Raw genomic sequence first — 26,971 nt, forward strand, 5'->3', positions numbered from 1 at the left:
GGCATGAATCCCGCGGGGTGTGAGCCCGCCCGGCACCAGGCCGGAGCGGGCGGGTGCTGCCATACGTCATCCTGGTTGGCAGCTACTGCGGTGCCGGCCCTCGCGCGGGCCGGTGAGCGGGTCGACTACCGCGCGCCGAGTTCGTAGGCGCCGATATCGCAGATCGCCACGCCATCGCCATTGCCATCCTGCGGGCGCGGCATGCCGTTCTGGTCGTGGTTGGGGCAATCGCCGACGGCGGCGTCCACCGCCAGGCTGCCGGGGCGCAGGGCATGGAACCAGGTACGGTTGCCCTGGCTGGTCAGCGGATAGAGCAGGCTGGTGAAGGTCTGCGCATAGGGTACGTAGAGGTCGGCGCTGCAGTTGCTCTGCTCGTCGTTGAGCAGCAGGCCCACCGCGCGATAGCGGAAGTTGTTCCCGAGGTTGCGGCAGTTGGCCGGTTGCTCGCCGTCGGAGTCGTAGTTGCCGACCACCATGCTGTTGCCCAGGCGCAGGTCGCCCCAGTTCAGCACTGCATAGCCGCCATTGCCGGCGATGGTCACGTTGCGCAGGGCGGCCTTGGGCAGCGCATCCGCCGGGTTGGCCGGGAAGCCGTTGCTGAGTGCGCCGCCGTTGCCGCTCATCGTGCTGTTGGTAACCCGCAACTCGCCGCCTTCGTTGGCGATGGCGCCGCCGCGACCCAGTTCGGCGGTCTGGTTGCCGACGAAGGCCGCGCGTTCGATGCTGGTGTTGCCGGCGCTGTACAGCGCGCCGCCAATGCCGCGGTCGAGCTGGTCGTCGACCCGGTTGTTGAGGAAATTGGTGTCGCGCAGGGCCAGCGTGCCGGTGCTGTAGATGGCCCCGCCGCGGCCGAGGTTGTTGTCCCAGAAGCCGGTGGCGGCGTTGTCCTGGAAGCGTGAGGCGAGCACCGCGGCCTCGCCATAGTTGGCGATGGCCCCGCCCTGGCCGTGGGCGTAGCTTTCGCTGTCCGGAATCGGCCCGACAGCCGGGTTCCGCGTCATGGCGTGGTTGTGCTGCAGCAGCGCGTGGTTAATCAGCAACTGCCCGTGGTTCTCCACGGCGCCGCCGTTGTCCGCAGTGTTGCCGCCCTCCAGGGTCAGCCGCTCCAGCACCAGGTGCGCGCCAGGCAGTACCTCGAACAGGCGATCCTGGGTCTGCCCGCTGATGCTGGTGCCGACGATGCCGACACCCTGGATGACCAGGTCGTCGGTGACATCCAGGTCGCCGTTGAGATTGTCGTCTTCCTCGACGGGCACGCCGCGGTCATCGAATGCTGGCGGCAGGCTGAGCAGATAGACGCCGGCGGCCAGTTGGATGCGGTCCTGGCCCAGCGACTGGTTGGCCGCGGTCACCGCGTCGCGCAGGGAGCAGTGGCTGTCACAGACCCCGTCGAAGCTGTCGGCGGTGGTGGTGACCTGGAGGGTGGCGGCGTTGGCGCTCGCAGCGCTGCCGAGCAGCAGGGCGCCGAGAAGGCGAGCGTGTACAGAGAAGTCCATGTGAGGTGTTTCCTTACGGCGCGAGCCGACTCATTTTCGGTTATGAGCGGACACTGCACGGCTTCCGCGTGCGGATGAAGAAGGTTCCATCCCTGATGGGGACTGACCGGGCGGTCTGAGGGAGGTTCCATGGCGCGCCGCGGCTAAAGGCCCGGCACTGACGGACGGTCAAGCGCCGGGCGGCAGGTCCCGCTCGGCGGCCAGCAGTTTGTAGCGGGCGATGGCGGTCACGTCGTAGATCACCAGGCACAGGTGCTCGATCGTGCCGGTGGGGCTGGCCAGCGGCAGCAGGGTGAGGTTCTGGTACATGAATTCCTCCTCCCCGGTGATCGGCTGGTAATTCTTGAAGCGCATCAGGTAGGGCCGCTGCTCCCACAGGCTGAAGGCCCGCGTGCCGAGTTGCACCACCGTCTCCACCTTGCGTCGGAGCCACGGCTCGTCGATTTCGGCGAACAGCTCGAACAGGCGCTGGCCGTGCACCTCGTCCGGGCCGAGACCGGAATGGTTCTGCATGAAGCTGTTCCACACCTCGACGCGGTAGTCGCGGTCCAGCACCACCACGCCGACATCCAGGCACTGGACGATATCCAGCAGCCAGTGCACTTCGTCGATCTCGATCTGTCCGGACATGGCGGGTTACTCCATCAGGTACTGGATCTTCTTGTTCAGGCGCGGAATCGAGTCCTCGGTGAACAGCAACAGCAGATCGAAATGAATGTCATGGCCTTCCAGGCTGTAGCTGATCTCCACCGCCAGGGTCTTGCGCCAGCGCTGGCGGTTGAGCTGGATCAGCCGCTCGATGGACGAGTGCTGCCCGAGCAGCTGCGGGTGCCCCTGGGAGAAGCGCACGTCGATCTGCTTGGCGATGCCGCCCAGGCAGGCACCGATCAGGATGCTCGCCAGGTCCAGCAGCATTTCCGACACCTCGTTGTCGTCCTGCGGCTGCCACCCCAGCAACCGCGCCATATCGGCGATCTCCGAGTCGTGGAACAACAGCAAGGCCTCGCCGGCGATGGCATCGCCGATGAACCCCTGGCACAGCGCGCTGAGCCGCTCGCCGCGCTGGGCATCGTTCAAGGCCATGTGCAGTTCGCTGACCTCGAAGATGTTGACGTTGGGAATCGGCAACTGCACGAACACCCCGAGCACCTTGGCCAGCAGCGCGGCGGCCTGGCCCATGGCGATATTGCTGATCTCCCGCAGCGCGTCGCGAAAATTGACCTTCAGCTGCAACGCGTCGCGCTCGGCCGCGGGCGCGCTGCCGGCGGCCTGCAGCAGGCCATGGCCCTCCAGCGTGCGGCGCAACTCGTCGGGGTCGGCTGGCTTGCGCAGGAAGGCCAGCGCGCCCAGTTCCTCGACCCGTCGCAGCGCCTCCTCCTGCACATCCCCGGACACCACCACGACCTGGCTCGGCAACCCCTCGGCCCGCAGCGCGGCGAGCACTGCGTAGCCGTCCATCACCGGCATGGTCAGGTCGAGCAGCACCACCTGGCCCAGCCCGGCGCGAATCGCCGCCATCGCCTCCTCGCCATGGCTGGCCTGGGTGATGCTCACCGGCCAGTCGGGCGGCAGGGCGCGGATCAACTGCTTGCGCGCCATGGCGGAATCGTCGCAGACCAGAAGCGGGATCATTCGGGCAGGCCTTCGGTTCGGCTGGTACCAAGGCAAGCATAGTCGCTGCAGGCCGTGCGCCGGCGAGTGACCGGTAAAAGCAGTGGAAACTCGCGGCAGGTCCGGGGCCGGGGTCAGCAGGCGTCGGTGGCCACGCGATTCCGCCCTTGCCGCTTGGCCTGGTAGAGGTTGGCATCGGCGGCGGCGATCAACGCCTCGGGGGCATACAGTGGCACGTCCTGCTGCACCGCCAGACCGATGCTGACGGTGACCTGCTGCTCCACGGGCGAGTCGAGGTGCTCGATGCCCAGCGCGTACACCGCAGCCACCAGACGTTCCGCGACCACTAGCGCGCTGCCCTGGTCGGTGTTGGGCAGCAGGCAGGCGAACTCTTCGCCGCCGTAGCGCCCAACGAGATCGCCGGAGCGGTTCATATGTTGGGCGAGCACGTTCGCTACCTGGCGCAGGCAATCGTCGCCAGCCTGATGGCCATAGCGGTCGTTGTAGCGCTTGAAATGGTCCACGTCGATCATCAGCAGTGCCAGCGGGCTGCGCTGGCGCTGGCCGCGGCGGCACTCTAGCTCCAGTTGCTCGATGAGTCGGCGACGGTTGGCGATGCCGGTGAGCCCGTCGGAAAAGGCCATTTCGCGCAGGCGGTCGGTCTGGAATTTGAGCGCCAGGTGCACGTTCACCCGGTTGCGCAAGGTCTGTGGGTTGAACGGCTTATTGATGAAGTCGGTGCCGCCGGCCTCCCAGCAGGCGGCTTCCTGGTCGATCGACTCATGGGCGGTGACGAAGATCACCGGCGTTTCCCGCGAGTGCTCATGCTGGCGCAGGGCGCGGCACACCGTCAGCCCATCCATGCCCGGCATCACCACGTCCAGCAGGACAAGGTCCGGCAATAGCTGCTGGCAGAGCACCAGGCCCTGCTCACCGCCGGTGGCCATGAACACCTCATGCTCCTGGGCGAACAGCTGGTGGGCGACGCGGATGTTGATCGGTTCGTCGTCGATCACCAGCAGGCGCGCGCGGCGGCCGCCCAGATCGTATTGCTTAAGGGGCAGAGGCGTTTTCATCGGCGATACCCCGTTCGTCAGCGAGCAGTGCGCGACAATGCTCGGCGGCGGTGGTGAAATCCAGGCGGTCGATGGCGTGGCCGAGGGCAATGAAGTCCGTTGGCGGTTGCCGTTGGGCGTAACGTTCCTGCAATTGCTCGAAGACGTACAGGGCGTCCATGTTTTGCTTGATCAGCAGTTGCAGCAGGGCCTCCAGCGAGCCCTTGTTCTCCCGGCGTGACGGAGGCGGTGGCCCGCCGGGTTCGGCCAGGTACTCGGCGATTCGTGCCACGCTATCGCGGCCGAGCTGCTGCAACCGGGCGTGCCACGCTTGCCAGCGCTCCGGGTCGCAGCCTTCCTGCATCTGCTGGTGGGCCTGTCGGGCCAGTTGCGCCAGGCTGTCGGCGCCGAGGGTGCCGGCCAGCCCCTTGAGCGTGTGCAACGTACGCAACGCCTGCTCACGGTCGCCTTGCGCGGCATCCGCCAGCCCGTTGAGCTGCGCCGTCACTTCGTTGGCGAAACGTTCCAGCGCCGTGCGGTACACCGCGTGGTGGCCGCCGAAGCGCTCCAGGGCCGGTTGCGGATTGAAGATGGCCACGCTGGCGGTAGTTGTCGTTGCTGCCGTCACCGACACTTCGGTACGCCCGGCATGGCGGCAGATCACCTTGACCAGGTTATCCAGGTCGAACGGTTTGCTGACATGCTCGTTCATTCCCGCCGCGAGCGCGGCGGCGCGGTCCGCCGGCAGTGCGTTGGCGGTCATGGCGATAATCGGCAAGCGCTCCGCAGGGTGACGGCGGCGGATCTCCTCGGTGGCCTGGTAGCCGTCCAGTTCCGGCATCTGGATATCCATCAGCACCAGGTCGAAGGGCGGCTGCTGGCTATCCACCGCGGCGATGCCGGCGCGCCCGTCGTCGGCGACCGTCACGTCGGCGCCTTCGTTGCTCAGCAGGTCGCGGGCCACCTGCTGGTTGGTCGGATTGTCCTCCACCAGCAGAATGCGCAGGCCCTGCAGGCGGCCCTGGCTGGGCGGCTGGGCCGGCGGGGCCGACCGCTCGGCTGGCAACAGCACTTCCGCCACCGCGTCGAACACCATCGACGGTGTTACCGGCTTGATCAGCAGCCCGTCCATCACCGCTGCGGCTTGCGCCTGGCGCCGGGCGATCAGCTCGCGGCCATAGGCGGTGACCATGATGATCAGCGGCGCACGCTGCGGCGGCAGTAGCTGGCGCAGGCGTTCGCTGGTTTCCCAGCCGTCCAGCCCCGGCATGCGCCAGTCGACGAAGATGGCGTCGAATGGCAATTCGTCGAGCGCCGCCTCCACCCTGGCGATGGCCTGTTCGCCGCTGCCGGCCAACTCGGTGGTCCAGCCGAACGACTGCAGCATCTCCGCCATGACCTGGCGGGCGTTGGCGTTATCGTCCACCACCAGACAGTGCAGGTTGCGCAGTTTGTCGCTGACCACGGCTGGGCGTTCGGTCGGCGGGGCGGCGTCGGCGCAGACGATGCAGAAGCGGAAGGTACTGCCCTGGTCCGGCTTGCTTTTGACCGTCAACCGACCTCCCATCAGGCGAACCAGGCGCTGGCTGATGGCCAGGCCCAGGCCGGTACCGCCGTAGCGCCGCGCAGTACTGGTTTCCGCCTGGGTGAAGCCTTCGAAGATGTGCGCGCATTGCTCCTCGGAGATACCGATGCCGGTATCGCGCACGGCGAATTCGATGGTCACGCGCTGGTCTCGGCGAGCGATCTGGCGTGCGCTGACCACCACTTCGCCGTGCTTGGTGAACTTCACCGCGTTGCCGGCCAGGTTGATCAGGATCTGCTTCAGGCGCATGGCATCGCCTTCGACCCAAGCGGGTAGTGTCGGATCGAGGGCGAACAGGATCTCCACGTCCTTGTCGCCGACGTTGGCCGAGAGAATCACGGCGATATCGCGTAGCACTGTGTCGAGGCAGAACGGCTGCGGATCCAGGCTCAGCTTGCCGGCCTCGATCTTGGAGAAGTCGAGGATGTCGTTGAGGATGCCGAGCAGGGCCCGGCTGGCCGCTTCCGCCTTGCAGGCATAGTCCGCCTGGCGATGGTCGAGGCCGCTTTGCTGCAACAGTTGCAGCATGCCGAGAATGGCATTCATCGGCGTGCGTATCTCATGGCTCATGTTCGCCAGGAAGGCCGACTTGGCCGCATTGGCGGCGTCGGCCTGCTCCTTGGCAGCGCGCAACTTCGCTTCGAATTCGCGGCGGGTGGTGATGTCCAGGTTGATGCCGGTGACCCGCAGGGCCTTGCCCAGCTCGTCGCGCTCGACATAGGCCCCGGCCTGAATGTGCCGAACGCGCCCGTCCGGCAGTTCGATGCGGAACACCGGGTCGTAGGTGCCGGTACCCTCCACCGCGGCGAGCAGCTTGACCTCCGTTGCCTCCACGTCGTCCGAATGCACCCGCGAACGCCAGTGGCTGTAGTCGAGGCCGTTGTCGCGCAGGGACAGCGGCCACTCATAGATCTCGAACATGCGGTCGTTCCAGATCAGCGAGTTGTCCTCCAGCACCCAGGTCCAGATGCCCAGTTCGGCGACCTCCGCGGCTTTCGCCAACTGGTCGCGGGCTGCTATCAGCTCGCGCCGGATGTACTGTTGCTGGGAGATGTCCGTGGCCATGCCGATGTAGCCGCGCAGGGTGCCGTCCTCGTCGCGCAGGGCGCTGACCGCCAGGTGGATGGGCAGGCGCGAGCCATCCTGGCGGATGGCCGTCCACTCGCGTTGCTCCAGTTCGCCGCGCCGCGCCTTAGCGACGAATACTTCGAAGCCGGGCGCGATATTCTCCTGCAGTTCGGTGGACAGCTCCTGTGCGCGCAGTTGCAGTTCCTCCGGGTCGTGGAAACGGGCGGGCGTGCAGTGGCCGATTACCTCCTCGGCGCGATAGTCCAGCATGCGCTCAGCAGCCGGATTGAACAGGGTGATGGTGCCTTCCAGGTCGGTGGCGACTATGGCGTGGCTGGCGTTTTCCAGAATCGCCCGCTGCAGCGAGGCGTATTGGCGGATCTGCGCGGTACGTTCGCGTACCTGGTGCTCCAGCGAGGCATTCATCGCGCGGATTTGCCGCTCCGCTTCGCGCGCGGCGCTGATGTCCCGCAGGGTATCGGCCAGGCCGATGACCCCGTTGTCCCGCACGCTGACGGCGGTGACCGCCAGTGACACCGGCAGCTCTCGACCGTCCTTGGTGCGTCGCTGGGTTTCCAGCGGCGCGACGGTTTCGCCGCTGGCGGCCCGGCGGTGTAGCGCCTCGTCGGCCTCGCGCAGCGCCGGTGGCACGATCAGCTCATGCAGCGAGCGTCCCAGCGCCTCCTCGGCGCGGTAGCCGAACATGGCCTGTGCCGCCGGGTTCCAGCTACTGACGGTGCCGTCCAGACGTCGGCCGACGATGGCATCCTGGGACGTGCCGACGATGGCCGCCAGTTCCGCTTGCTGGGCGAGGCGCCGGCGGCTTTGCCACTGGTAGACGATGGCCAGTCCCAATGTCAGCAGGCCGCCGGCCAGCATGGCCAGCAGGGCTACGCTACGTGCCGCTGCGGCGGCCCCCTTCACCAGAGTCGCTGGCGCTGCCAGGGCAATCACGATGGTGCGCCCGTCGTCCAGCCCCGGATTCAGCGCCAGGCGACGGCTGACCACGTAGTGTTCGTCAATCAGACTCATGCCGTGCTCGCTCGGCAGCGGAGTCCCGGGATGCTCGTCGCGCCAGCGCCAGGGCTGTCCGCGGTCGAAGCCGAGGGACTTCTCCGGGTTCGGATGCAGGAAGAATTCGCCCTGTTGGTTGAGCACATAGGCTGCCACCTGGCGCTCATCCTGAGTAGCCTGCATGGTCGACAGTAGCTCGCGGGCGTTGAGGTTCAGCAGCATGATCGCGAACGGCTTGCCGTCCCGCCCGAAGGTTGGTGTGGCGATGCGCAGCGTCGGAATCGCCGGGCTTTCCACCTGGCCGGTCTGCCGGTACAGATCAAAATCGGAAACGAACACCTCGCCGGCTTGCAGGTGGGCTGCTGCCTCCACGTAAGGCAGGGCGTCCTGCTCGCCCAACCTTTGCGCCGGCACCACTTCGATGCCATTGCCCATCCGCTTGACGCTAACCAGCTCCCGTGCATTGTCGGCGAAGCCGACCAGGCGCAGTTGCAGAATGTCCGGGTTGCTCTGGCAAAAGGCCTGGAAGATGGTTTCCAGGCGGCGGGTCCAGAGCGCCATGGAACTCTGTTCCTGGGCATCGAAGCCGGCGTTCAGGCTGGCCCTGGCTATGCCCTGCACCGGCGGAGTGCCGGCGAGAAATAGCACGTCCTGCCGGCGTCGCTGGACCTGCCGGTCCAGGGCTTCCAGGCGCAACTGGGCAAGGGACTCGAGCTTGGCCTGCAGGGTTTCAAAGGCGTGCTTGCGCTCTATGTGCCCGGCGATCAGGCTGACCGCAATCGTTAACAGTCCCCATAGCAGTACCGCGCCAAGGACGCTGCGCCAGTTCGTCAGCTGCCAGGCCCGCCTTCTGCTGAGTTGCACCGGAAGTCTCTCCTCGATGTTCGGGGACGTCGCGCTCCGCTAAAGATAGTCCACGTCCGCCATCAAGAAGCCCGGCAGCGGGCAAAAAGCGCCGCGCCGCAGGCGCGTGGCCTGTTTCACATTCCCGTGTCCTGGTCCTTCTACCGTGTCAGTCGCTATGGCACCCTGCCCACCTTTGGGATCACAAGGAGAGGACCGCATGTTCTTGGACGCTAATGCCACCCAGATTTCCCTCGCTATCGAAGGCATCGGCACCGACCTGCAGGTGCTCGAATTCACCGGCCGCGAAGCGCTCAACCAGCCCTTTTGCTTCGACGTCGAATTGGTCAGCGCGAGCGCCAACCTCGACCTCGACAGCCTGATCAACCAGGCCGCCTACCTCTGCTTCGGCCCTGCCCAGGGCGGCATCCACGGCATCATCGACCGCATCGAGCAGGGCGACTCCGGCCACCGCCTGACCCGCTACAGCCTGACCCTGCGTCCACGCCTGGACTACCTGCGACATCGCTACAACCAGCGCATCTTCCAGCATCTCACCGTGGCGCAGATTATCGCCCTGGTGCTCGAAGAGCACGGCATCCTCGCCGACGACTATCGCTTCCAGCTCAGCTATGTGTATCCCGAGCGCGACTACTGCGTGCAGTACGACGAGAGCGACCTGCACTTCGTCCAGCGCCTGTGCGAGGAAGAGGGCATCTCCTATCACTTCCAGCACAGCGCGGATGGCCACGTGCTGGTGTTCGGCGACGACCAGACCGTGTTTCCCAAGCTGCCGCCGCTGGCCTACCAGCAGGACAGCGGGCTGTCCGCCGACCACGAAGTGGTACGCGCCTTCGGCGTGCGCATGGAAACCCGCAGCACCCAGGCCAGCTACCGCGACTACGACTTCCAGAAGCCGCGCATCACGATGGAAGGCGAGTACACCAGCGAGTTCCACCCGGCGCTGGAGGTCTACGACTACCCCGGCCGCTTCACCGAGCGCCCGCGCGGCAAGCACCTGGCCAAGCGCGCCCTGGAGCGCCTGCGCAGCGACTACGAACTGGCCGAGGGCAAGAGCGACGCCAACCTCTACAGCGGCCACTTCCTCGCCCTGAGCGAACACCCGCGCGCGCAGTGGAACGACCTCTGGCTGATCCACGAAGTCCACCACCAAGGCAAGCAGCCGCAAGTACTGGAAGAGTCGGTCACCAGCGATGTGAAGAGCGAAGATGGCTTCCAGCAGGGCTACCGCAACCGCTTCCTCGCCACCCCCTGGGACATTCCCTACCGCCCGCCGCTGCAACACCCCAAGCCCAAGGTGCTCGGCAGCCAGACCGCCGTCGTAACCGGCCCGCGCGGCGAAGAAATCCACTGCGACGAATACGGCCGGGTCAAGGTGCAGTTCCACTGGGACCGCGACGGCCAGGGCGACGACCGCACCTCCTGCTGGCTGCGCGTCGCCTCCAACTGGGCCGGCGACCGCTACGGCGGCATCGCCATCCCGCGGGTCGGCATGGAAGTGCTGGTCACCTTCCTCGAAGGCGACCCCGATCAGCCGCTGGTCACCGGCTGCCTGTACCACGCCGAACACGTGGTGCCCTACGAGCTGCCGGCGAACAAGACCCGCACCGTGTTCAAGACCCTCAGCAGCCCCGGCGGCGAGGGCTACAACGAACTGCGCATCGAAGATCGCAAGGGCCAGGAACAGATATACGTGCACGCCCAGCGCGACTGGGACGAAAACATCGAGCACGACCAGAAGATCCGCGTCGGCCACGAACGCCACGACACCGTCGAAGCCAACAGCTACACCGAATACCAGGCCGAGGAACACCGCACCACCCACGGCGACCGCAAGACCGAAGTCCGCGCCAACGACCACCTTACCGTCGGCACCACCCTGCACACCAAGGTCGGCACCGCCCAGTTCATCGAGACCGGCGAAGAACTCCACTACTACGCCGGCAGCAAAGTGGTCATCGACGCCGGCATGGAGCTCACCGCCGCCGGCGGCGGCAGCTGGTTCAAACTCGACCCCAGCGGCGTCACCTTCAGCGGAGCGCAGATCAAGCTCAACTCGGGTGGAGCGGCGGGCAAGGGATCGGGGATCAAGATCCAGCCGCCGGTGATTCCATGGGCGGCGGATAAGGATAAGGCGGGGCAAGTCTTGCGCCCTGTGGAGCCGGAAGCGTTGATCAAGCAACTCGTCGTTTTTCGCACCGCCAAGACGGGTGTCTGTGAAGTCTGTGAGGCGGCTAAGAAAGCCAAGGAAGGCAGCGTATGAGTCTCTCCATAGGGGGTGGCGTGTTACTAGTCGACGGTGCTCGACTCGACCAACCGCTGCGTTGGCTCTATCAAAACTATCCCGAACATGAGCCCCGGCCGCTGCTATCCGATACCGCCTATGCCGATATCCAGGAGTTCGGGCCGATCATGGTGCCGGCCGAAGACGGCAGCGCCATTCACCGCGATTGGTGGCAGGGGCATGACCAATTGCGCCATTCAGTATGGTTGGAGACCGCCATTCAATCCGCGCGGTTATTCGAAGTATTGCGTCGCCGCTTGCGCGTGTACTCACCCGATGGGCGTGAATTCTGGCTGCGTCTGGCTGATGCGAATCCGCTCCGGCAGGCTTGGCTGGTCGGAGCCCAGTGGCCTGCAGGTTTCTGGCACGGCGTGGATGGTGTGTGGCTGCATCACGAAGCAGAGCCCGTCTGCGCCTGGCGCAACGATAACCCTGCGCTCGACTGCACCGACGAGGCTGCTGGCATGGCCGCTCAACTGACCCTGGATTGGCCGCTGCTAGAAGCACTGACCCTGGACATGGATAGCGAGGAGGACGCTCAGGTATGAATAAGGCCGTTACAGCCCCCCAGAATTTTCAACCGGCGCTTTGCCCGCTGCTCACCGCTGTATTGCCGCTGCGTTATGCTGTGGGGCCGCTGGATTCAGACGGCAACGGATCTGCGATAGACCCTTCCCTTGGCTTGCCCTCGCTGACAGGCAATTTCCCCGACCTTGGCGCACGACATCCGCAGTTGAGTGACCGTCAACTGGGTTATCTGCCGCGTATGCTGCGCGATGGCTGGTTATATCTGTGGCAGGCTGATCTCAAGCAACTGACCGAATACCAGGTGAGTGATTCCAAGTTGGAGCAATCCGACAGAGGTGGTCCGGTCACGGTAAAAGACTCATTACCCTATTTGCTCCTGCCTGCCGGCTGCAGCGCCATGATTGCATGGTCACCATGCCGCTGGAGCGATACTCGGTTCGCTTCGGCGAAGGGAGATGAGGCTGTTCGACAACAGGTCATGCGCGAATTTACCCCAGGCGTTTCTCCTTCCAGTGGACAGCTCACAAGCATTCAGGACCGGATCGGTGATATGCACCAGGGCCACTATTTGTGGAGCTGTGCGCCCCAAGCGCAATGCTGGCTGCCGGATAGCCCTGCTCTACGCCGCATGAAGCGTTGCGAACAGCAGCACTACGCGCTGGTCGATGATTCATGGGGTGTGCTGATGGATTTGGCCGGGCTCTTGCGCGCCCGTAAAGAAAGCTTCGATCAGTGTCGTATGGCTCGAAGCGAGGATTGGGCTATCGCGGGCGTTATTCGTGAATTGTGTGAGGGAGATAGTGCTCTAGAGGAGCAGCTTCCCAAGGCTACGCGTTACGATGAGCTGAAATACACTTGGAATGAGCAAGACAAGGAAGAGGAAGCTCATAGGTCCGACATTCGGCGCCTTGCTACGCATTGGGCAGAATGGTTCGCCACACTGAATGAGCGTCAGCCCGCTAGTCTCGATACTGCTTGCAGTCATTTCGATATCACCGATCCCGATGCGCGCGATGCGCTGGAAACCCATTTCGCCTTGGCTCTCCTTGGGCCGGCTGGCACTGGGCCAGGGGCTGGCGCGGTTGAAAAAGCCTTGGACCCGGAAAGCAGTTCATCCGGCGAGCCTTGGCTGGTCTGGGCAGTGCTCGGCGTTTCCCAACGGTTAAGCGCTGGTGACATCAAACAACTTCTGCAGTCGGTCGACGCGCTCAAACAAGAACAGATTCTCAAACAGGCGGGTATGGCCCTTAAACACGGCCAGCAAGTGGTGCGTGCCATGGCGCTCAGCGCTGCGCTCAACCTGGGCGCCGATAGCTTGGAAGCCCTCAATCCGGGCAAAGCAAGCGAGCCGATATTTATCGCGCTTTCCCAGATCCTGGGCGGACGCATGCGCGATCTCACTCAACACATCAACGATGCTTCCAAGATTCTGCTCATCGCCTCTCTGGCCCGTAGTGCTCAGCGCCTACAAGTGCTTGAAATGACGCCGAAGCAGCATATGCAGCGGCTCAGTGAGCTGATGGGTACCAGCCATAACAGGGCTCAGCGACGACGCTACAAATCTGAATTAGAGAGGCTTGAGCAGGCAGAAGCGCGAGCGAGCCGCCAGGCTGCCGGCAAGTCGCAACCGCCGGTGCCGGGAGAGCTGGCTGGGGGCGTGCGGCAAGGAATCGCTCATCTGGAATTGGTGCCAAAGCCTCAACCACCTGCACCGCCGCATCCCCAGCCCGGTTACGGCAGCAACGTGCCGCACCCCTCGGCGCCGAAATCACCGGCCGCTGGCGCGGGTATTGCTGATCTGCCGCCTCTTAGAACCATACCGGACGATTTCAAATGGCCAAGCTTGGATGATGCTTTTGAGAAGGCTCCGCTTAAGTCGCTAATTGGATTGTTCTGTGCGTGGAACCTTATGCAGAGCATCGTGGGAGAGGGGGCACTTAAGGAAAATCAGTCCGGTAAGAACTGGGCTGGTGCTGCTAGTGCCTTATTCGCCGGAGGTGCAGCATTTGCCGCTATCCAGCAGCAGGTTGCAGAGGTTAATTGGCAAAAGCTTGCAAAGTCGGCCGGAAGGCGCAATCCGATGGCGCAAAGACTCTTGGTAGTTGCATTGGGGGCCGGTTCGAGGGCTGCTTTAGCTCAGGTCGCATCTGCTGCTGTCGATGCGGTGTACTTTGGCTGGGAGTCATTTGATGCTTTTCAAGCAGGCGACTTAGACAGCGCAGCTGTCTATGCAGGGTTGAGTTCGGCGAGTGTAGCTTTGGCGGTTGTCTCTAGGCAGGCCATGCAGGCGATGCGTGTAGCACGGATACTGGCGATTAGGGGCGTAGGGGTTGTCGTAGCGGAAGGGGTGGCGGCTCTGCCTTTTCCCATCGTGGCCCAGGCTGCAGCCTTGACAATTCTTATACTCGTCGGGCTGGTTACCCTGTTCTACACCAAGGACTCGCCAGCGGAGAAGTGGATCAAGCAGACCCGCTTCGGCATCCGCCCTGCCGAGTGGTCAAAGAGCTATGCGGAGTCGATGGTCGCCTACTACCAGATGTTAATGCCGGCCAGCATGGAATTGCGTCGCTGGACGGAACAAAACCCTTATAGCGGTTTCGTGGATGAAATCCGTTTGGTGGTATTGCTACCAGGGCAGAAAACCTACCGTCAAGGGATGATTAGTTTCGATGGTGTTGAAGAATGGGCATTGAGCCGTGGCTTGCTTGACTTCAGAGATAACACCACTTACGTACCGCTGGTTTGGGGCGAGAGCGATCCTATTCCTCTCTATGAGGAAACTGGCAGCCGGGTCACCCCCGAACCCGACGGGTCGCTGCGCCTTAGCTGTGCCTACCATGAGCGCGACGGCAAGAAACTGAAGCGCATCCAGGGCACACTGATCTATCAACCGATAGAGGGGCTGTATATGCCGCCTCTAGAAATAGACCTGAGTTGAATGCCATGAGTGTGGAGAATTTAATTTCGGCGCTAGGAGAGAAGCTCTCGGCCAAGACCCCACATGCCATTCTGTCGGCCAATAAGCTGACGGGACGGGAACTGATGAACTTGGGTGATGTTGATGAACAGACCGAATATTATTTGAGTCTTCAGGTTGGGGAGCGGAAAACTCGCGGAATGCTGAGTGGTTTACTCGGTGGGTTCGGTGGAGTGTTTATGCTACTAGTGGCAGGAATGTTCGCCTTTGAGGGTAACTGGGATGCCGCTCTTACGGGACTTATGTTGAGTACTGCTTTTTTTGTTATTCCCTTTTCTTGGGAAGCTTTCCGGCCGCTGCCTTTACCCGTTCTCTTCAATCGCCGTACTCGTGAAGTATATTTCGAGCAGGATGGTGTGCTTTATCACTGCCCCTGGGATGAAATCGCTGCTATAGCTTATGAGCTTCATATAGTGGGTCCTTATACTGGTGCGATGGGCGGCGCGGCTCTGGAGGTGCTAATGCATGAGTTCCAGCGACCGGATCGGCAGGTGCTGGTTAGTCTGGGAGTGCCGATTGGCAAGGATCTGGAAATGCAGTTGAGCTTCTGGGAATACCTGCGTGCCTATATGGATAACGGCCCCTGGTTCGATGAGCACGGTAACCGCAGTGAATCCGATTCCTTTGTCAAAAGCCTATTGGAAATTAAATACAAGGGTAGTGAGCTGCTTAGCGACCACTGGAAGGATTTGAAAAAGCGCTATAAGGAGTCAGGTGGGCATAATTATCTGCAATTATCGGATGTGTTCCAGCTCTTTTACGGGTTGCTTTCCTATCCCAGCGGATTGATAGAAGATCTTACCTATAAAGTGGCCGAGCGACGCAGTTATGCCAACTGGCCTAAGGTGGTTCGAGAGCGGCTCGATTCAAATGGACCAGCCGAGCGGTTGATTGATCTAGAGCGCAATAGCGGTACGCTGGGAATGTAAAACATACTTTGTTGAAAAATGTCGGAACTTTAAGTTTCCCTCCGTTCTTTAAAATCCCAGAAAACAGGATAGGTGAGCGCCGTTTGGCGCTTCATCTCACCGGCTATCAGTGCGGCGGCTCCGGTCTCCTGGTCAGCGTCGACGACGGCCAATGGCCCCTGGCCTACCGCTACGACCTGCAGGACCGCCTGATCGAGGAACACCAGGGCTGGGCCACGTTGCGTTACGAGTACGACGCCCTGGGCCAGCTCAGCCATTGCCGCCTGCCCGACGGCAGCCGCCTGGACTATCGCCACCAGCCGGGCGGCAGCCTCGCTGCCATCGACCTTAACGGACAACCGCTGACCGCCCACCAATTCGGCCCTGGCGGTCGCGAACAGTATCGCCAGCAGGGCGCCTTGCTGAGCGAATACCAGTACGACGAACAAGGCCGCCTGCTTGCCCACAGCGTGCGCCAGGAGCAGCAGCGGGTACTGCAGCGCCGCTATAGCTACGACGCCAGCGGCAACCTGGCGGGCATCGAGGACTCGCGCAAGGGCAGCAGGAGCTTCCACTACGACCCGCTCGACCGCCTGACCGCCGTGCGCGGCGATACCCCGGAAACCTTCGCCCACGATCCCGCCGGTACCCTGCTCGGGCAGAACAGCCAGGCCGCCAAGTTGGCCAACGTCAAGGGCAATCGCCTGCTCATGCAAGGCGACAGCCACTTCGACTACGACGCCTACGGCAACCTGATCCGCGAACGCCGTGGCGCCGGGCAAAAGCTGGTGACCGAATACCGCTACGACAGCCAGCATCGCCTGGTCGGCGCCAGCCTGCCCAACGGCAGCCAGGTGGAATACCGCTACGACGCCTTCGGCCGGCGTATCGCCAAAGTGGTCGATGGCAAGACCACCGAATTCCTCTGGCAAGGCGAACGCCTGATCGCCGAAAGCGCGCCGGGGCACTATCGCAGCTACCTCTACGAACCCGGCACCTTCCGTCCCCTGGCCATGCTCAAAGGCCAGGGCGCAGCAGCCGAACCCTACTACTACCAGCTCGACCACCTCGGCACCCCGCAGGAACTCACCAGCACTGCGGGGGACATTCTCTGGTCGGTGAAATACCGCGCCTACGGCAACGTCGCCAAACTGGAAATCGCCGAAGTCGACAACCCCCTGCGCTTCCAGGGCCAGTACTTCGACGCGGAAACCGGCCTGCACTACAACCGCCACCGTTACTACAATCCCAACACCGGCTGCTTCCTCACCCCTGACCCGATCAAGCTGGCGGGAGGCTTGAACAACTACCAGTACGTGCCGAATCCGACGGGGTGGGTGGATCCGTTGGGGTTGAATGGCAACTGTCCCGGCGCAGAAAGTAATGAGTCAACAAATAGTCCGCCGGATAGCGTCGATAAAGCGAGTGTGGGTGAGGTTGAGCCTAAAGCCCCACGTCCTGCGGGCCGTACTACAGCCAATCCCAAAGATATTAACTTTACCCAGCCGGGAGTTAATAAAAATGTCGAGAAATATGAGGAGGACATGAGAGCAGGGAGGTGGGATTGGGAAAAGTCGGGTCCTATCCGTGTGATGGAGGTCGATGGTCAGTTGGTTTCATACGATAATCGAAGGTTGCGCGCAGCTCGATTGGCGGGGCTTGAGAGTATTCCAATAGAAATAGTAAATGCGAATGACATTATGCCTGGGTCGAAAAAGACTTGGCAGAAGGCGTTCGATCAGCGGCGACATGATCCAAGAAATAGGGTCAATGGTCAGCCTGTTCCACCGACAGGCTTAAGCGAAGTGCCGAGGATAAACGAATGAGTATGTTGGAAAAGGTTGACTTGTTTTGTGAGGATAAAGCGTTCATTCAAGATCTTTGGCGCCAGGAGTTATATCCGTCGGAAAATATGCTGGTGCTAAACAACGGTTTTTATTGCTATTTCGATTTGATGAGCGGTGAGCGGGGGGCTAGAAACCTATCTTGGGTACCCGCGCTCTCATCTGGGTGTATCAAAAAAAATATGCGCGAAGGTATGGCGATAATGAGTGAGGTCCGCGGGGGCGGGCTCCATGTTGTCGGGGGAGAGTGCTTCTCTGCCGGGGATGATGGATTTATTGCTTTATTGAATGAACGGCAAGGTTCGCTAATTTGGCTGCTAATCTTTATGGGTACTAATCCTTTTGCAGAAATTTCTTTGGATGACCATAGTGTTTTTGCTAGGTCGACAATGGGGGTTGGTATTGAGGTGCCCTTGACGAGGCCGCATGATTTTGTGGTTGTTTGGCCGTAGGATCGGCTTTCAATATTCTAAGTTTGGTTTATTCCGAGATACTTTAAGGGGCTGAAGTAGGCACCGGAATTATTCTGAGATAGGTATGCTGGGTGGGCAAGTACAGCGCTGTCGCCGAACTGGAAATCGCCTAAGTCGACAACCCTCTGCACTTCTAGCGTCAGTACTTCGATGCCGAAACCGGCCTGCACTACAACCGCCACCGTTACTACAATCCCAACACTGGCTGCGTCCTCTCCCCCCGACCCGATCCACTGGCGGGCGGCTTGAACAACTGTCAGTACGTACCGAATCCTACAGGGTGGGTGGATCTTTTGGTATGCGGTGAGGCTTCTAATGGTTCTGACTTCTAAAGAGTGCTCTATTGTACATAATTGTTTGTTGGATTTCTTGGGGTTGACTTCAGCTGATCGGGATCGTTAATTATTGAATGGTGTAAAAAAACGCCAGCGAACATGCTGGTGTTGATTGGGATAAGTTGATTTCTACTTGTGGTAAGCTTGAGGCGGTATATGAGATATAGGTGGCGGCCTCAATAGCTGAGTGAAGCGCCTGGCCTTTACGGTGCGGTGTTCCCCTTGCGTCTTATATCGAACTCGGTGTTGAAGAGCGCGCCATCCTTCAAATTGGACATGCCTAAGGCTTCAGATACCCGCTCTAATATAGATGAGGGCCAATGAAGAAGATATTTGTCCCTCTTTCCTTTGGCGCCATGGAACGCTTGGACACCGATGGGTGTTTGCCTGGCGATTTGCTCGAGTTAATTTTTGATGAGAGAGAGTTCGAGAAACTCTACAGTTCTGGGGTGGTGAAGGAGATAAATAGACTTCTTGGAAAGATGATTGATGATTATGAAGATGAAAGCGTGCAGGGGGGGATCTGGCTGTTATGCGGAAGATCATTGAGTCTCGTATTTCTGAGGTTAATATTCCAGTCTTACGGAAAGTTCTTGATGCCACCAAAGAAGCTATTTCAAGAGGTACAGGAGTTTATTTTTACTTTTAGGACCTTATGGGGTGAGTTGAACTAAGTAGGAGTCGTTGTCAGGGGAGAGCGTTTTTAGTGGAATGGTAAAGTTAAAAAATTTGCTTTTGTGTGCTTGTCAACGTTAAGACCTACGGAATTCCTAAGGTGAGTGCCTGATCGCCGAGCGTGCGCCAGGGCACAATCGCAGCTACCTCTACGAGCCCTGCTCCTTCCGCCCCCCTGGCCATGCTCGAGGGTCAAGGGGTAGCGCTACTACTACCAACTCGACCACCTCGGCACCTCCCTGGGAACTCAGCAGCGCCGCCGGGAAAATCCTCTGGTCGGTGAAATGAATTGTCATTGCTGAAATGAATGTTCCGCTGGGGGGCAAGTGAAGATTCTTATTAAGAGCGTCGACGACTTTGGCGGAGAGCAGATAGTTGGCTTCGCCACTTCATCTGGAAGCGGCAAGGCTGCATGGGTTCATGATGCTCCTGAGGTGGGAAAAGAGTACGAGGTTGAGGTGGGTGCGGATGGTGTATTGGTATGGGGCGAAACTATATGTATTTCAGATGGCTCTTCTGTGTCTATATCCTGGAGTGGTGGAGATAACTTTCTAAATGCTAAGGTGGTTTCTATTGAGAATGATGGAACTCTTGCGCTGGATTTTCTGGGTGGGCTGCTTCTAGTTGAAACGTGCGGAGCTTCAGGTTGTTCATCCGGTGATCTTTTATGCTTGCGTATCAGTAAATTATTGCTTTATCCCGTTGCTTTGTAGACATTACAGGGCCCAGTTTGATCCTGGCCGGCCCTGTGTTAGATTGATCTCTGAAGGTAAAGGAATCAATGTATAAACTTGCTAATTTTTTAATTGGTGCCCTCGCGATACTTTTGGGGCTGATGGCGTTGTTGTTTCTTGTGGGTGGGGGAATTATATCGAGTTTTCTCTCCCCAGAGCTGGTGGCCCTAGCAGTGATCATTCCTTTTGCCTTGCTGGCTATCGCTGGGTTGGGTGTCTGGTCGTTGGTGGCTCGCAACCACGCTGGCAAACTGGCATTTGCTCTCATCATGCTGATGTTCTGGTACATCGGAACCTGTTTGGCGGCGGTCGTTTTATTTTGCTTGTTGCTGGGTGAACAGGAGCCTGCCGCCAGGCAGCCTGTATCAGCGGATTAAGTCGAACATACGGTGGTCATTTTGCTCCGTCCTCTTCATGCTGAGGACGTGCGGTTACCCTTTTCTGCCGCCATCCTTCTAGCAGTGTTGAGCTTCTAAAGCTGGATCGAGAATGAGCATCGCCTCCCTCTGGGCACTTTTTAAAAACAAACTGCAAGAACTAAAACAGCGCTACCGCAAATGGTTGGCGACTCAAAGTGGGCCGGTAAGAACAAGTGGGCGGTCAGGTCGTTATGTGAGTAATTTCAACGACGATTCGTATGATTCGATTCATCGTGACTCGGACGGCATACCGCTGGGCGCGCTGTTCGCTGGTGGGGCTGATGCGGAGTCGCATGAGGCGGTGCCTGACGATGACTGTAGCCGGCGCTCCCCGGCGCAGTTCGATGTGGAGGCGCCCGGTGAGAGCTATAGCTGTTCCGACAGTAGCAGCGACAGTGACAGCGGTGGGGATAGCGGGGATTGAGCGCGAAGCACCCCCTCTCTCGGCAAGGCCACCCTGGTTCCGCCGGGGCGGAGGTCTTCCTGCATGGGTTGAAGTCGTAGCTTCGCGGTGCGCTTCATCTATACGCTGAATTTTGGGGGCGCTATTCCGGGCTGCCAGCGTTTTCCTGCAACCACCGCAGCATGCCCAGCCCCGCTGCCCGGCCCGTTGCGAAGCAGGCGGTGAGCAGGTAGCCGCCGGTGGGGGCTTCCCAGTCGAGCATTTCTCCGGCGCAGAACACGCCAGGCAACTGCTGGAGCATCAGGTTCTGGTCGAGTGCCGAAAAGGGCACGCCGCCAGCGGTGCTGATGGCTTCGTCCAGCGGGCGAGGGCGTAAGAGCGAGAGCGGGAGGGCCTTGATGGCTACGGCCAGGCGCTCGTTGTCGGTGAAGGCGTCGGCGGCCAGCTCTCGCAGCAGGGCGGCCTTGACGCCGTCGAGGCCGAGCTGGCTGTGCAGGTGTTTGGCCATGGAGCGCGACCCGCGCGGCTTGTTCAAGGCGGCCAGCACCTTGGCCGGGCTGTGCTGGGGCAGTAGATCGAGGTAGAGCGTGGCGCTGCCGTGGCTGCCGATGCGTTGGCGAATGGCAGCGGAGAGGGCATAGATCAGGCTGCCCTCGATGCCAGTGGCGGTCAGCACGCATTCACCCTGGCGCGGTTCGTCATCGCCCAGGCCGATGGCCAGGTTCTTCAGTGGCGCGCCGGCGAACTTCTCCAGCAGATAGGGGCTCCAGCCGGCCACCTCGAAGCCGCAATTGGTCGGTTGCAGCGGTGTGATGGCTATGCCGCGTGCCTGCAGTAGCGTCACCCAGGCGCCATCGGAGCCGAGCCGCGCCCAGCTGGCGCCGCCCAGGGCCAGCAGCGTCGTGTCACTGGCGACCGCACGCTCGCCATCGACGGTGGCGATGCGCAAGTTGCCGTCTGCGCTCCAGCCCAGCCAGCGGCTGCGGGTATGGATGGCCACGCCGCTTTCGCGCAGGCGCTTGAGCCAGGCGCGCAGCAGGGGAGCGGCCTTCATCTCGCGGGGGAACACACGGCCGGAGGTGCCGACGAAGGTTTCGATACCCAGCTCATGAATCCAGGCCCGCAAATCGTCGGCGCTGAATGGCGCCAACAGCGGCTCCAATGACTCGCGTGCACTGCCGTAGCGTGACAGGAAAGGCTCGCGCGGCTCGGAATGGGTAATATTGAGTCCGCCGACCCCAGCCAGCAGGAACTTGCGTCCCACCGAGGGCATGGCGTCGTAGAGATCGACGTGCACGCCTGCCCGAGCCAATTGTTCGGCGGCCATCAGGCCGGCGGGGCCGCCGCCGATAATGGTGGCGCGGGGAGTGGAACAGGGTCGAGGCATGGGCAAGGGGCGCGTGCGACTTTAGGGGCACGCATTCTAACCCGTGCCAGGCGAGGTTGCCGTGCCACGGCCCCGGCGCATAGCCGGAAGGGCCCGCGCCGGAGCAAGGCGCCGGTCAGGAATGAGCCAGGGCGTGACCGAGTGCTTGCAGATAGCGCAACGTGCCACAGCGTAGACAGTGCTGTTCGATCAGCTCCTCCGTACCGAGTTTGCAGGGGGTTCCTTCGCTCCACTGACAATCTGAAATAAGGCAACGAAGTGTCATACATGCCTCCCATCGCAGTCTGGCTGCACGACGTTACATAGCTCCCCTTTCGGAGCCTGCCTGGCGGAAATGAAAGGGCCTTCAAATGTTCTGACTATCCGCCCATTCGCCGGTTCAGTGAGCGGGTGCCTGCCTGCCCAGCCCCTGCCGGTGCCATTGTCGAACGGCGCTGTGGTGGAGAATGCCGTGGCGGCGGGCCAGCGCGGCGCGGTCGATGTCGTAGCCGCCGCCGATCAGGCCGACCACGGGAATGTCCCGGCCCAGGCAGTGGTCGATCACCGCCTCGTCGCGCGCCGCCAGGCCGGCGTCGGTCAGCTTCAGGTAGCCCAGGGCGTCGTTCTGGTGCACATCGACGCCGGCGTCGTACAGCACGACATCCGGGCGGTACAGCGGCAGCAGGTAATTGAGTGCGTCGTCGACCACCCGGAGATAGTCGGCGTCGCCCATGCCCATCGGCAGCGGGATGTCCCAGTCGCTCTCGGCCTTGCGCGCCGGGAAGTTCTTCTCGCAGTGCAGGGATACGGTGATCGCCTCCGGCGTGTCCGCCAGGATGCGCGCGGTGCCGTCGCCCTGGTGCACGTCGCAATCGAAGATCAGCACGCGACCGGCGTGTCCGCTCTCCAGCAGATAGCGGGCGATTACCGCCAGGTCATTGAAGATGCAAAAGCCCGCTCCGTGGTCGAAGTGCGCATGGTGGGTGCCGCCGGCCAGGTGACAGGCCAGCCCGTGACGCAGCGCCTGCTCGGCAGCCAGCAGCGAGCCGCCCACCGCGCGCACCGTGCGACGGGCCAGGGCCTCGCTCCAGGGCAGGCCGAGGCGCCGCAGCTCTTCGCGGCTCAGGGCGCCGCTGCAATAGCGCTCGATATAGGCCTTGTCGTGGGCCAGGGCGAGGATATCCGGCGGGCAGGGCTCCGGGCGTAGCAGCGCTTCGTCTGTGGTCAGACGGCTGTCCACCAGGTGGTCGCGCAGCAGGCGGAACTTCTCCATGGGGAAGCGATGGCCGGCCGGCAGCGCGGGGCTGTAATCGTCGTGGTAGATGAAGGGAGGATGCATAGGCCGGCAGTATCGTTGCATCGCAGGGCGTGACTCAAGGCGCGTCGCCAGCTACCGTTTCGACTTTCGACTTTCGACAGGCCTGCAAGGCCCTTGCCGTGCTCATCCGGCGTCCCGGACGAGCAGGGGAACGGGCCGCAAAACCGAGGAGATAGCTGATGGACATCAAACAGTTGCTGGAGCAGAACCGACGCTGGTCAGAGGCCATGCGAGCACGGGACCCGGATTTCTTCGCGCGCCTGGCGGCGCAGCAGAAGCCGGAGTTCCTCTGGGTCGGCTGTTCCGACAGTCGTGTTCCGGCCAACGACATCGTCGGCATGTTGCCTGGCGAACTGTTCGTGCACCGCAACGTGGCCAATATGGTGGTGGCCACCGACATGAACTTTCTCTCGGTGCTGCAGTTCGCGGTCGACGTGCTCAAGGTCAAACAGATCATCGTCTGCGGCCACTACGGCTGCGGCGGTGTGCGCGCCGCCATCGGCCACCAGGAGCTGGGCCTGATCGACAACTGGCTGCGTGCCCTCAAGGCGCTCTATCACCAGCACCTGCCGCAGTTCGAAGGGCTCGGCGAGGAGGCCCGGGTCGACCTGCTCTGCGAACTGAACGTGCGCCGCCAGGTGCGCAACGTCTGTCACACCACCATCGTGCAGAACGCCTGGAAGCGCGGCCAGGAACTGATCGTGCACGGCTGGATCTACGGCCTCGACAACGGCCTGGTGAAGGACCTGGACACCAGCATCCACAGCTCCGAGCAGCTGGATGCCACCTTCTTGTATTCGGGGGATTGAGCAAAGCGGTTGGCCGGCCTGACCGACCGGACGTACCGGCGCAGGCTGGCAACCAGAATCGACCGCCTCAAGGTGCGGGCGGGGTGGGCAACGAAATCCGCGCCCGGCATTGGTGGGCATGCTCCGCGTCATCCACCCTTGCTAGCTGAACCTGCGCAGGCTGGAAAACCCGCAGGGCGGTTTTCCAGCAAACGCCCTGGCTGATCGGGAAGGCGGGATGGGAAAGCGAATCGATCTCCCGGGAGCGCGCCGACCCGGCGATGTGCTCGCGCAGCCTGCCGACCCTCGCGGACCCAGGCCGGCGGCGGGTAGACGGGGATGCAGATTCGTGCCGGAATCGATTCCGAGCCGCGCGAATATCTGCATCGATGGCCGCTCCTCACCGATGCTCCCCTCGTCATACCGGCGTCAGCAGCGCCGAGGCTTGGGTAAGGCGAAATCCTTGCGCGGCAAGGGTGGATAAGCTTCGCGTTGCCCACACATTTCAAGTTGCTAGCTGGCGGACTGCCGCCAGATCAAAGGCAGGGAACCATTGTTGACAATAGATTTCAAATAATGTAAAGGCCCATCCCGGGCCGTATCGAAGCCCTTCACTCAGGAGCAATTACCCATGGCTGCTCCTGTACGTGCTACCCAGGTAATTCGAGCGCTAACCCTAGGCTTGTTGTTAAGTTCGCCAGATGCATCGGCATTCGATCCAGGCGCCAAAGGCTTCGGTGCTAGCCAGGGGCATGCGCAGCCTGACAAGCGGGGCGGGGGCCAAGGTTCTCTTGTCGTCGTCAAGGATGCGAGTCAGAGCGAACGCAGCGTCTTCAACATCAGCTACCCCAGTGGGCTCGCACAGGATCGCCAGCAGCACGTCTGCGTAGGGGCGGCACCGGTTCAGGTGTGCGATCAAGCCAGTATTCGCGCCAGCAATGTGTTGATGCCCGGGCAGACAGTCGAGATCAGCCCGATCGGTGTTGCCGGTCACGTGCCGCCGCGGACTCCCTTTGACATCGGCTACACCATCCTCGAACCGACGGTATCGGACCAGCTTTACTACGTCGATGGCGTGTTGCGTGGTCGGCGAACGGCCTCCAGCCCGCAATCCGGTCCCCAGACGATCAGGTATCCAGGCGGCCTTAGGGATGGGGAAATGCACCTGTTGCGCATCTGCGTCGATGACGATTCAGCCACCTGTGGATTCGCAAAGGTGGTGGGCGGACAACCCCCTAATGGCGTCGATGTGCCTGGGCCATTCTCGGCAGAGACCTTGCCCAACCACTACCGGGCCGTCGCGGGCTGCAACCCCGTCTGTGGCTATTACTCGAATGTCTACTACGGCGATCCTGGCGTTAGCTGGACTCCTGAGCGTAGCGATGGACTGCCGGATGGGCTGCGCATGGATCTCTACTATTCGGAAGCAGATGGCCAGCTCGACCCGAATGCCGCACCGAGCACGCTTGTCGTTTATGCGCATTCGGCCGGTTCGAATAAAGAGTCGCTACTCACAAAAAATCGCGCACTGCTCAGCTATCTACTGGAGATTGCCGATTCCGGCGCGGGCGTGATCGTTGCTTCGGCAGACTTCAGGCACCCTCTCAAGCAAATTGAGAACGACCTTACACCGGTCTCGGTCGCGGACCTCAGCTACCTCGTACAATTCGCTCGCCATTACGCCGCCGCACTGAATATCGATCCTGATGACATCTTCCTGGTGGGCACTTCCCTGGGTGGGGGAGTAGCCGTTCACGCCGCCGTCCGTGAAATCGCCAATCCTTCGGACCTGTCGCCCGTGAGGCGAAGCTCTTCCGCCGTGCGCGGCGTCATCACACGCGATGCGCAGACTTCGTTTTCGCCGCACTGGTTTCGTAGCCATTTCCTCGAGGCGCCAGCCGCGGCAATTCATCAGGCCGGCCTGCTTGATGACGAGTCTCGCTTGATTTACGGCCATGCAATTGCGGGAGTCCGCAGCAACTCACCGCTGATGGAGTTTCTATATACCGATCACTTCATCGACCACAAAATTACGTTAACGGAATATCTCGGCAGAACAGTCGATCCTCTTCATCTACCGAACTACGGCTTGGTGATGGAGGCGCAGTACCGTTTGTATGGCATAGGTGAGCGCGTTCATGTGAGGGAAGGCTACGCCGGAAACTTCAGTCGTGACGTAGCACGATTTGTAGCGCAGAGCCGGCTTGATCGGCATTGATCAAGCAGCAGAGCTTCGCTAACGCCGCACGCCCGTCAGAAGGGCGAAGGCCAGTATCCAGAATTGGCAGTGGTGAGGCTCGGGTATGGTGGGGTCCGGGGCCGGCAATGGCGGACAAGCTTCGCGTTGTCCACCCTACTGATACATGAACCTGCGTAGGGTGGAAAACCACAAAGGGTTCTTCGCTGAGCTTCCAGGCTACTTGCTAAATTGTGGTCTGTACCCCTGTCCCCTGACGACGGGATAATCAGTAAGGCGTCGTGTTTTATCTGGTGGTTGTGGTGAACAGCGAGACTGTCGGAACAGGCGAGTCCTGCAGCGGAGCAAGGCCGATAACAATGATGATCTTCGCGATCGCTTGAACGCTTGGCCCCCGCTGCGCGAACTACAGAATGGCCAGGGCAATGCCCGGTGACAGGCCGGATATACGAATGCAACCGCGCTGACGACAGGATCGAAAAAAGCTGTCCTCACTGCTTGTGGGGAGAGTCCATATACACTAGTTAGGTGCTGCACTACGGTTCTTCTTTCGAACGTACAGGTAAGACGCAACAACCATGAGCAGCGGAATTAGTGAGGTGATATAGCTTTGTGGAAAATATAGGCTGCCTTGCTCTGCGATGATTGCTTTGGCAAGACTTTGATCCGATGCTAAATCAGTTGTTGCGCTTAAATAAAGTGCTGAAAATGCCACGCCCAAGAGTAGAAACCACTTTTTCCAAAGTGTTAGAGCACTTGCCACTAGCCCGGAAAGTAGCGCCACAGTCCACATATTTGATACGGACGCGATTTTGTCAGATACCTCGGCGTTGGCGCTGCATGCGAAGAACATAAGAAAGAGTGGGATGTTGCGACGATCCATGTGGCACCTAACGTTTGGTTAAGGGGCCGGCTTTAGCCGGTCCCGAGTGAGCGAAGCGAGCGACTTGAAGGCTGTAATGGACTCTCCCCGCACCACCTTTCTTCTATAAATCCGAGGTGCCTGTTCAACTGGGAGAGCTTCGATGA

At 61.3% G+C, this 26,971-nt stretch carries 20 protein-coding genes and 2 pseudogenes; 13 read left to right on the top strand and 9 right to left on the bottom strand.

Going from position 1 to position 26,971, the window contains the following annotated elements; translation table 11 throughout:
• Nucleotides 1-125: 125 nt before the first annotated feature.
• From ACWKV7_RS09850 to ACWKV7_RS09870, 5 genes are all read right to left on the bottom strand, one after another.
• The gene (locus ACWKV7_RS09850; protein WP_483857481.1) at nt 126-1,496 is read right to left on the bottom strand and encodes a choice-of-anchor Q domain-containing protein; all 1,371 of its coding nucleotides are present in this window, start codon (nt 1,494-1,496) and stop codon (nt 126-128) included.
• Between the two features lie 168 nt (nt 1,497-1,664).
• On the bottom strand, nt 1,665-2,126 hold the full coding sequence (locus tag ACWKV7_RS09855; protein WP_483857482.1) for a PAS domain-containing protein: 462 nt from the start codon (nt 2,124-2,126) through the stop codon (nt 1,665-1,667).
• Nucleotides 2,127-2,132: 6 nt separating this feature from the next.
• On the bottom strand, nt 2,133-3,128 hold the full coding sequence (locus tag ACWKV7_RS09860) for a response regulator (protein WP_483857483.1): 996 nt from the start codon (nt 3,126-3,128) through the stop codon (nt 2,133-2,135).
• Nucleotides 3,129-3,241: 113 nt separating this feature from the next.
• A complete protein-coding gene (locus tag ACWKV7_RS09865) occupies nt 3,242-4,183 on the bottom strand; it encodes a GGDEF domain-containing response regulator (RefSeq protein WP_483857484.1) in 942 nt (313 codons plus the stop codon).
• The gene (locus ACWKV7_RS09870; protein ID WP_483857485.1) at nt 4,161-8,693 is read right to left on the bottom strand and encodes a response regulator; all 4,533 of its coding nucleotides are present in this window, start codon (nt 8,691-8,693) and stop codon (nt 4,161-4,163) included. The genes ACWKV7_RS09865 and ACWKV7_RS09870 overlap by 23 nt, the downstream gene beginning before the upstream one ends.
• Before the next feature lie 199 nt (nt 8,694-8,892).
• Here ACWKV7_RS09870 and ACWKV7_RS09875 point away from each other — a divergent pair, with 199 nt between their 5' ends.
• The 11 genes and pseudogenes from ACWKV7_RS09875 (at nt 8,893) to ACWKV7_RS09925 (ending at nt 20,294) form a co-directional block, all read left to right on the top strand.
• Complete coding sequence (locus ACWKV7_RS09875; protein ID WP_483857486.1) at nt 8,893-10,956, top strand: type VI secretion system Vgr family protein; 2,064 nt, start codon at nt 8,893-8,895, stop codon at nt 10,954-10,956.
• Nucleotides 10,953-11,525, top strand: coding sequence for a DUF4123 domain-containing protein (locus ACWKV7_RS09880; RefSeq protein ID WP_483857487.1), 573 nt, complete (start codon nt 10,953-10,955; stop codon nt 11,523-11,525). Before ACWKV7_RS09875 ends, ACWKV7_RS09880 begins: the two co-directional genes overlap by 4 nt.
• Nucleotides 11,522-14,443 carry a toxin VasX gene (locus ACWKV7_RS09885; protein ID WP_483857488.1) on the top strand — a complete coding sequence of 974 codons (2,922 nt, stop codon included), beginning with the start codon at nt 11,522-11,524 and terminating at the stop codon, nt 14,441-14,443. Before ACWKV7_RS09880 ends, ACWKV7_RS09885 begins: the two co-directional genes overlap by 4 nt.
• A gap of 5 nt (nt 14,444-14,448) precedes the next feature.
• Nucleotides 14,449-15,411, top strand: a complete 963-nt coding sequence (locus ACWKV7_RS09890) for a hypothetical protein (RefSeq protein WP_483857489.1) — start codon at nt 14,449-14,451, stop codon at nt 15,409-15,411.
• 104 nt (nt 15,412-15,515) lie between these two features.
• Nucleotides 15,516-17,216, top strand: a pseudogene (locus ACWKV7_RS09895) (RHS repeat domain-containing protein); the annotation flags it as partial.
• Nucleotides 17,213-17,686, top strand: a complete 474-nt coding sequence (locus ACWKV7_RS09900) for a hypothetical protein (RefSeq protein WP_483857490.1) — start codon at nt 17,213-17,215, stop codon at nt 17,684-17,686. The pseudogene ACWKV7_RS09895 and the gene ACWKV7_RS09900, both read left to right, overlap by 4 nt.
• Before the next feature lie 83 nt (nt 17,687-17,769).
• A pseudogene (locus ACWKV7_RS09905) lies at nt 17,770-18,003 on the top strand (RHS repeat-associated core domain-containing protein); the annotation flags it as partial.
• A 359-nt stretch (nt 18,004-18,362) separates the two neighbouring features.
• Nucleotides 18,363-18,716 carry a hypothetical protein gene (locus ACWKV7_RS09910; protein WP_483857491.1) on the top strand — a complete coding sequence of 118 codons (354 nt, stop codon included), beginning with the start codon at nt 18,363-18,365 and terminating at the stop codon, nt 18,714-18,716.
• A gap of 327 nt (nt 18,717-19,043) precedes the next feature.
• Entirely contained in the window at nt 19,044-19,430 is a 387-nt protein-coding gene (locus ACWKV7_RS09915) for a hypothetical protein (protein WP_483857492.1), read from the top strand.
• 68 nt (nt 19,431-19,498) lie between these two features.
• Nucleotides 19,499-19,828: a hypothetical protein gene (locus tag ACWKV7_RS09920; RefSeq protein WP_483857493.1), complete on the top strand. Its 330-nt coding sequence runs from the start codon at nt 19,499-19,501 to the stop codon at nt 19,826-19,828.
• Between the two features lie 112 nt (nt 19,829-19,940).
• Nucleotides 19,941-20,294, top strand: a complete 354-nt coding sequence (locus ACWKV7_RS09925) for a hypothetical protein (RefSeq protein WP_483857494.1) — start codon at nt 19,941-19,943, stop codon at nt 20,292-20,294.
• Nucleotides 20,295-20,415: 121 nt separating this feature from the next.
• Here the strand turns inward: ACWKV7_RS09925 and ACWKV7_RS09930 are convergent, their stop codons facing one another.
• The 3 genes from ACWKV7_RS09930 to ACWKV7_RS09940 all read right to left on the bottom strand — a co-directional run bounded on the left by ACWKV7_RS09930 (nt 20,416) and on the right by ACWKV7_RS09940 (nt 22,978).
• Nucleotides 20,416-21,660: a TIGR03862 family flavoprotein gene (locus ACWKV7_RS09930; protein WP_483857495.1), complete on the bottom strand. Its 1,245-nt coding sequence runs from the start codon at nt 21,658-21,660 to the stop codon at nt 20,416-20,418.
• A gap of 115 nt (nt 21,661-21,775) precedes the next feature.
• Complete coding sequence (locus ACWKV7_RS09935; RefSeq protein WP_483857496.1) at nt 21,776-21,925, bottom strand: PSPA7_2676 family Cys-rich small protein; 150 nt, start codon at nt 21,923-21,925, stop codon at nt 21,776-21,778.
• Between the two features lie 114 nt (nt 21,926-22,039).
• Nucleotides 22,040-22,978, bottom strand: coding sequence for a histone deacetylase family protein (locus tag ACWKV7_RS09940; protein WP_483857497.1), 939 nt, complete (start codon nt 22,976-22,978; stop codon nt 22,040-22,042).
• A 155-nt stretch (nt 22,979-23,133) separates the two neighbouring features.
• On the opposite strand from ACWKV7_RS09940, the gene can reads away from it, so the two are divergent.
• On the top strand, nt 23,134-23,766 hold the full coding sequence (can, locus tag ACWKV7_RS09945) for a carbonate dehydratase (protein WP_483857506.1): 633 nt from the start codon (nt 23,134-23,136) through the stop codon (nt 23,764-23,766).
• Nucleotides 23,767-24,376: 610 nt separating this feature from the next.
• On the top strand, nt 24,377-25,963 hold the full coding sequence (locus ACWKV7_RS09950) for an alpha/beta hydrolase (RefSeq protein ID WP_483857498.1): 1,587 nt from the start codon (nt 24,377-24,379) through the stop codon (nt 25,961-25,963).
• Between the two features lie 499 nt (nt 25,964-26,462).
• Here ACWKV7_RS09950 and ACWKV7_RS09955 read toward each other — a convergent pair whose 3' ends face one another.
• The gene (locus tag ACWKV7_RS09955; protein WP_483857499.1) at nt 26,463-26,825 is read right to left on the bottom strand and encodes a hypothetical protein; all 363 of its coding nucleotides are present in this window, start codon (nt 26,823-26,825) and stop codon (nt 26,463-26,465) included.
• Nucleotides 26,826-26,971 lie beyond the last annotated feature (146 nt).

The sequence above is a fragment of the Zestomonas ipomoeae genome (assembly GCF_057128665.1).

Coding starts and splice junctions, on each gene's coding strand:
- ACWKV7_RS09925 (WP_483857494.1), top strand. CDS start 19,941: ATGAGCATCGCCTCCCTCTGGGCACTTTTTAAAAACAAACTGCAAGAA.
- ACWKV7_RS09865 (WP_483857484.1), bottom strand. CDS start 4,183: ATGAAAACGCCTCTGCCCCTTAAGCAATACGATCTGGGCGGCCGCCGC.
- ACWKV7_RS09935 (WP_483857496.1), bottom strand. CDS start 21,925: ATGACACTTCGTTGCCTTATTTCAGATTGTCAGTGGAGCGAAGGAACC.
- ACWKV7_RS09910 (WP_483857491.1), top strand. CDS start 18,363: ATGAAGAAGATATTTGTCCCTCTTTCCTTTGGCGCCATGGAACGCTTG.
- ACWKV7_RS09940 (WP_483857497.1), bottom strand. CDS start 22,978: ATGCATCCTCCCTTCATCTACCACGACGATTACAGCCCCGCGCTGCCG.
- ACWKV7_RS09900 (WP_483857490.1), top strand. CDS start 17,213: ATGAGTATGTTGGAAAAGGTTGACTTGTTTTGTGAGGATAAAGCGTTC.
- ACWKV7_RS09955 (WP_483857499.1), bottom strand. CDS start 26,825: ATGGATCGTCGCAACATCCCACTCTTTCTTATGTTCTTCGCATGCAGC.
- ACWKV7_RS09930 (WP_483857495.1), bottom strand. CDS start 21,660: ATGCCTCGACCCTGTTCCACTCCCCGCGCCACCATTATCGGCGGCGGC.
- ACWKV7_RS09860 (WP_483857483.1), bottom strand. CDS start 3,128: ATGATCCCGCTTCTGGTCTGCGACGATTCCGCCATGGCGCGCAAGCAG.
- ACWKV7_RS09950 (WP_483857498.1), top strand. CDS start 24,377: ATGGCTGCTCCTGTACGTGCTACCCAGGTAATTCGAGCGCTAACCCTA.
- ACWKV7_RS09890 (WP_483857489.1), top strand. CDS start 14,449: ATGAGTGTGGAGAATTTAATTTCGGCGCTAGGAGAGAAGCTCTCGGCC.
- ACWKV7_RS09875 (WP_483857486.1), top strand. CDS start 8,893: ATGTTCTTGGACGCTAATGCCACCCAGATTTCCCTCGCTATCGAAGGC.
- ACWKV7_RS09885 (WP_483857488.1), top strand. CDS start 11,522: ATGAATAAGGCCGTTACAGCCCCCCAGAATTTTCAACCGGCGCTTTGC.
- ACWKV7_RS09920 (WP_483857493.1), top strand. CDS start 19,499: ATGTATAAACTTGCTAATTTTTTAATTGGTGCCCTCGCGATACTTTTG.
- ACWKV7_RS09880 (WP_483857487.1), top strand. CDS start 10,953: ATGAGTCTCTCCATAGGGGGTGGCGTGTTACTAGTCGACGGTGCTCGA.
- ACWKV7_RS09850 (WP_483857481.1), bottom strand. CDS start 1,496: ATGGACTTCTCTGTACACGCTCGCCTTCTCGGCGCCCTGCTGCTCGGC.
- ACWKV7_RS09855 (WP_483857482.1), bottom strand. CDS start 2,126: ATGTCCGGACAGATCGAGATCGACGAAGTGCACTGGCTGCTGGATATC.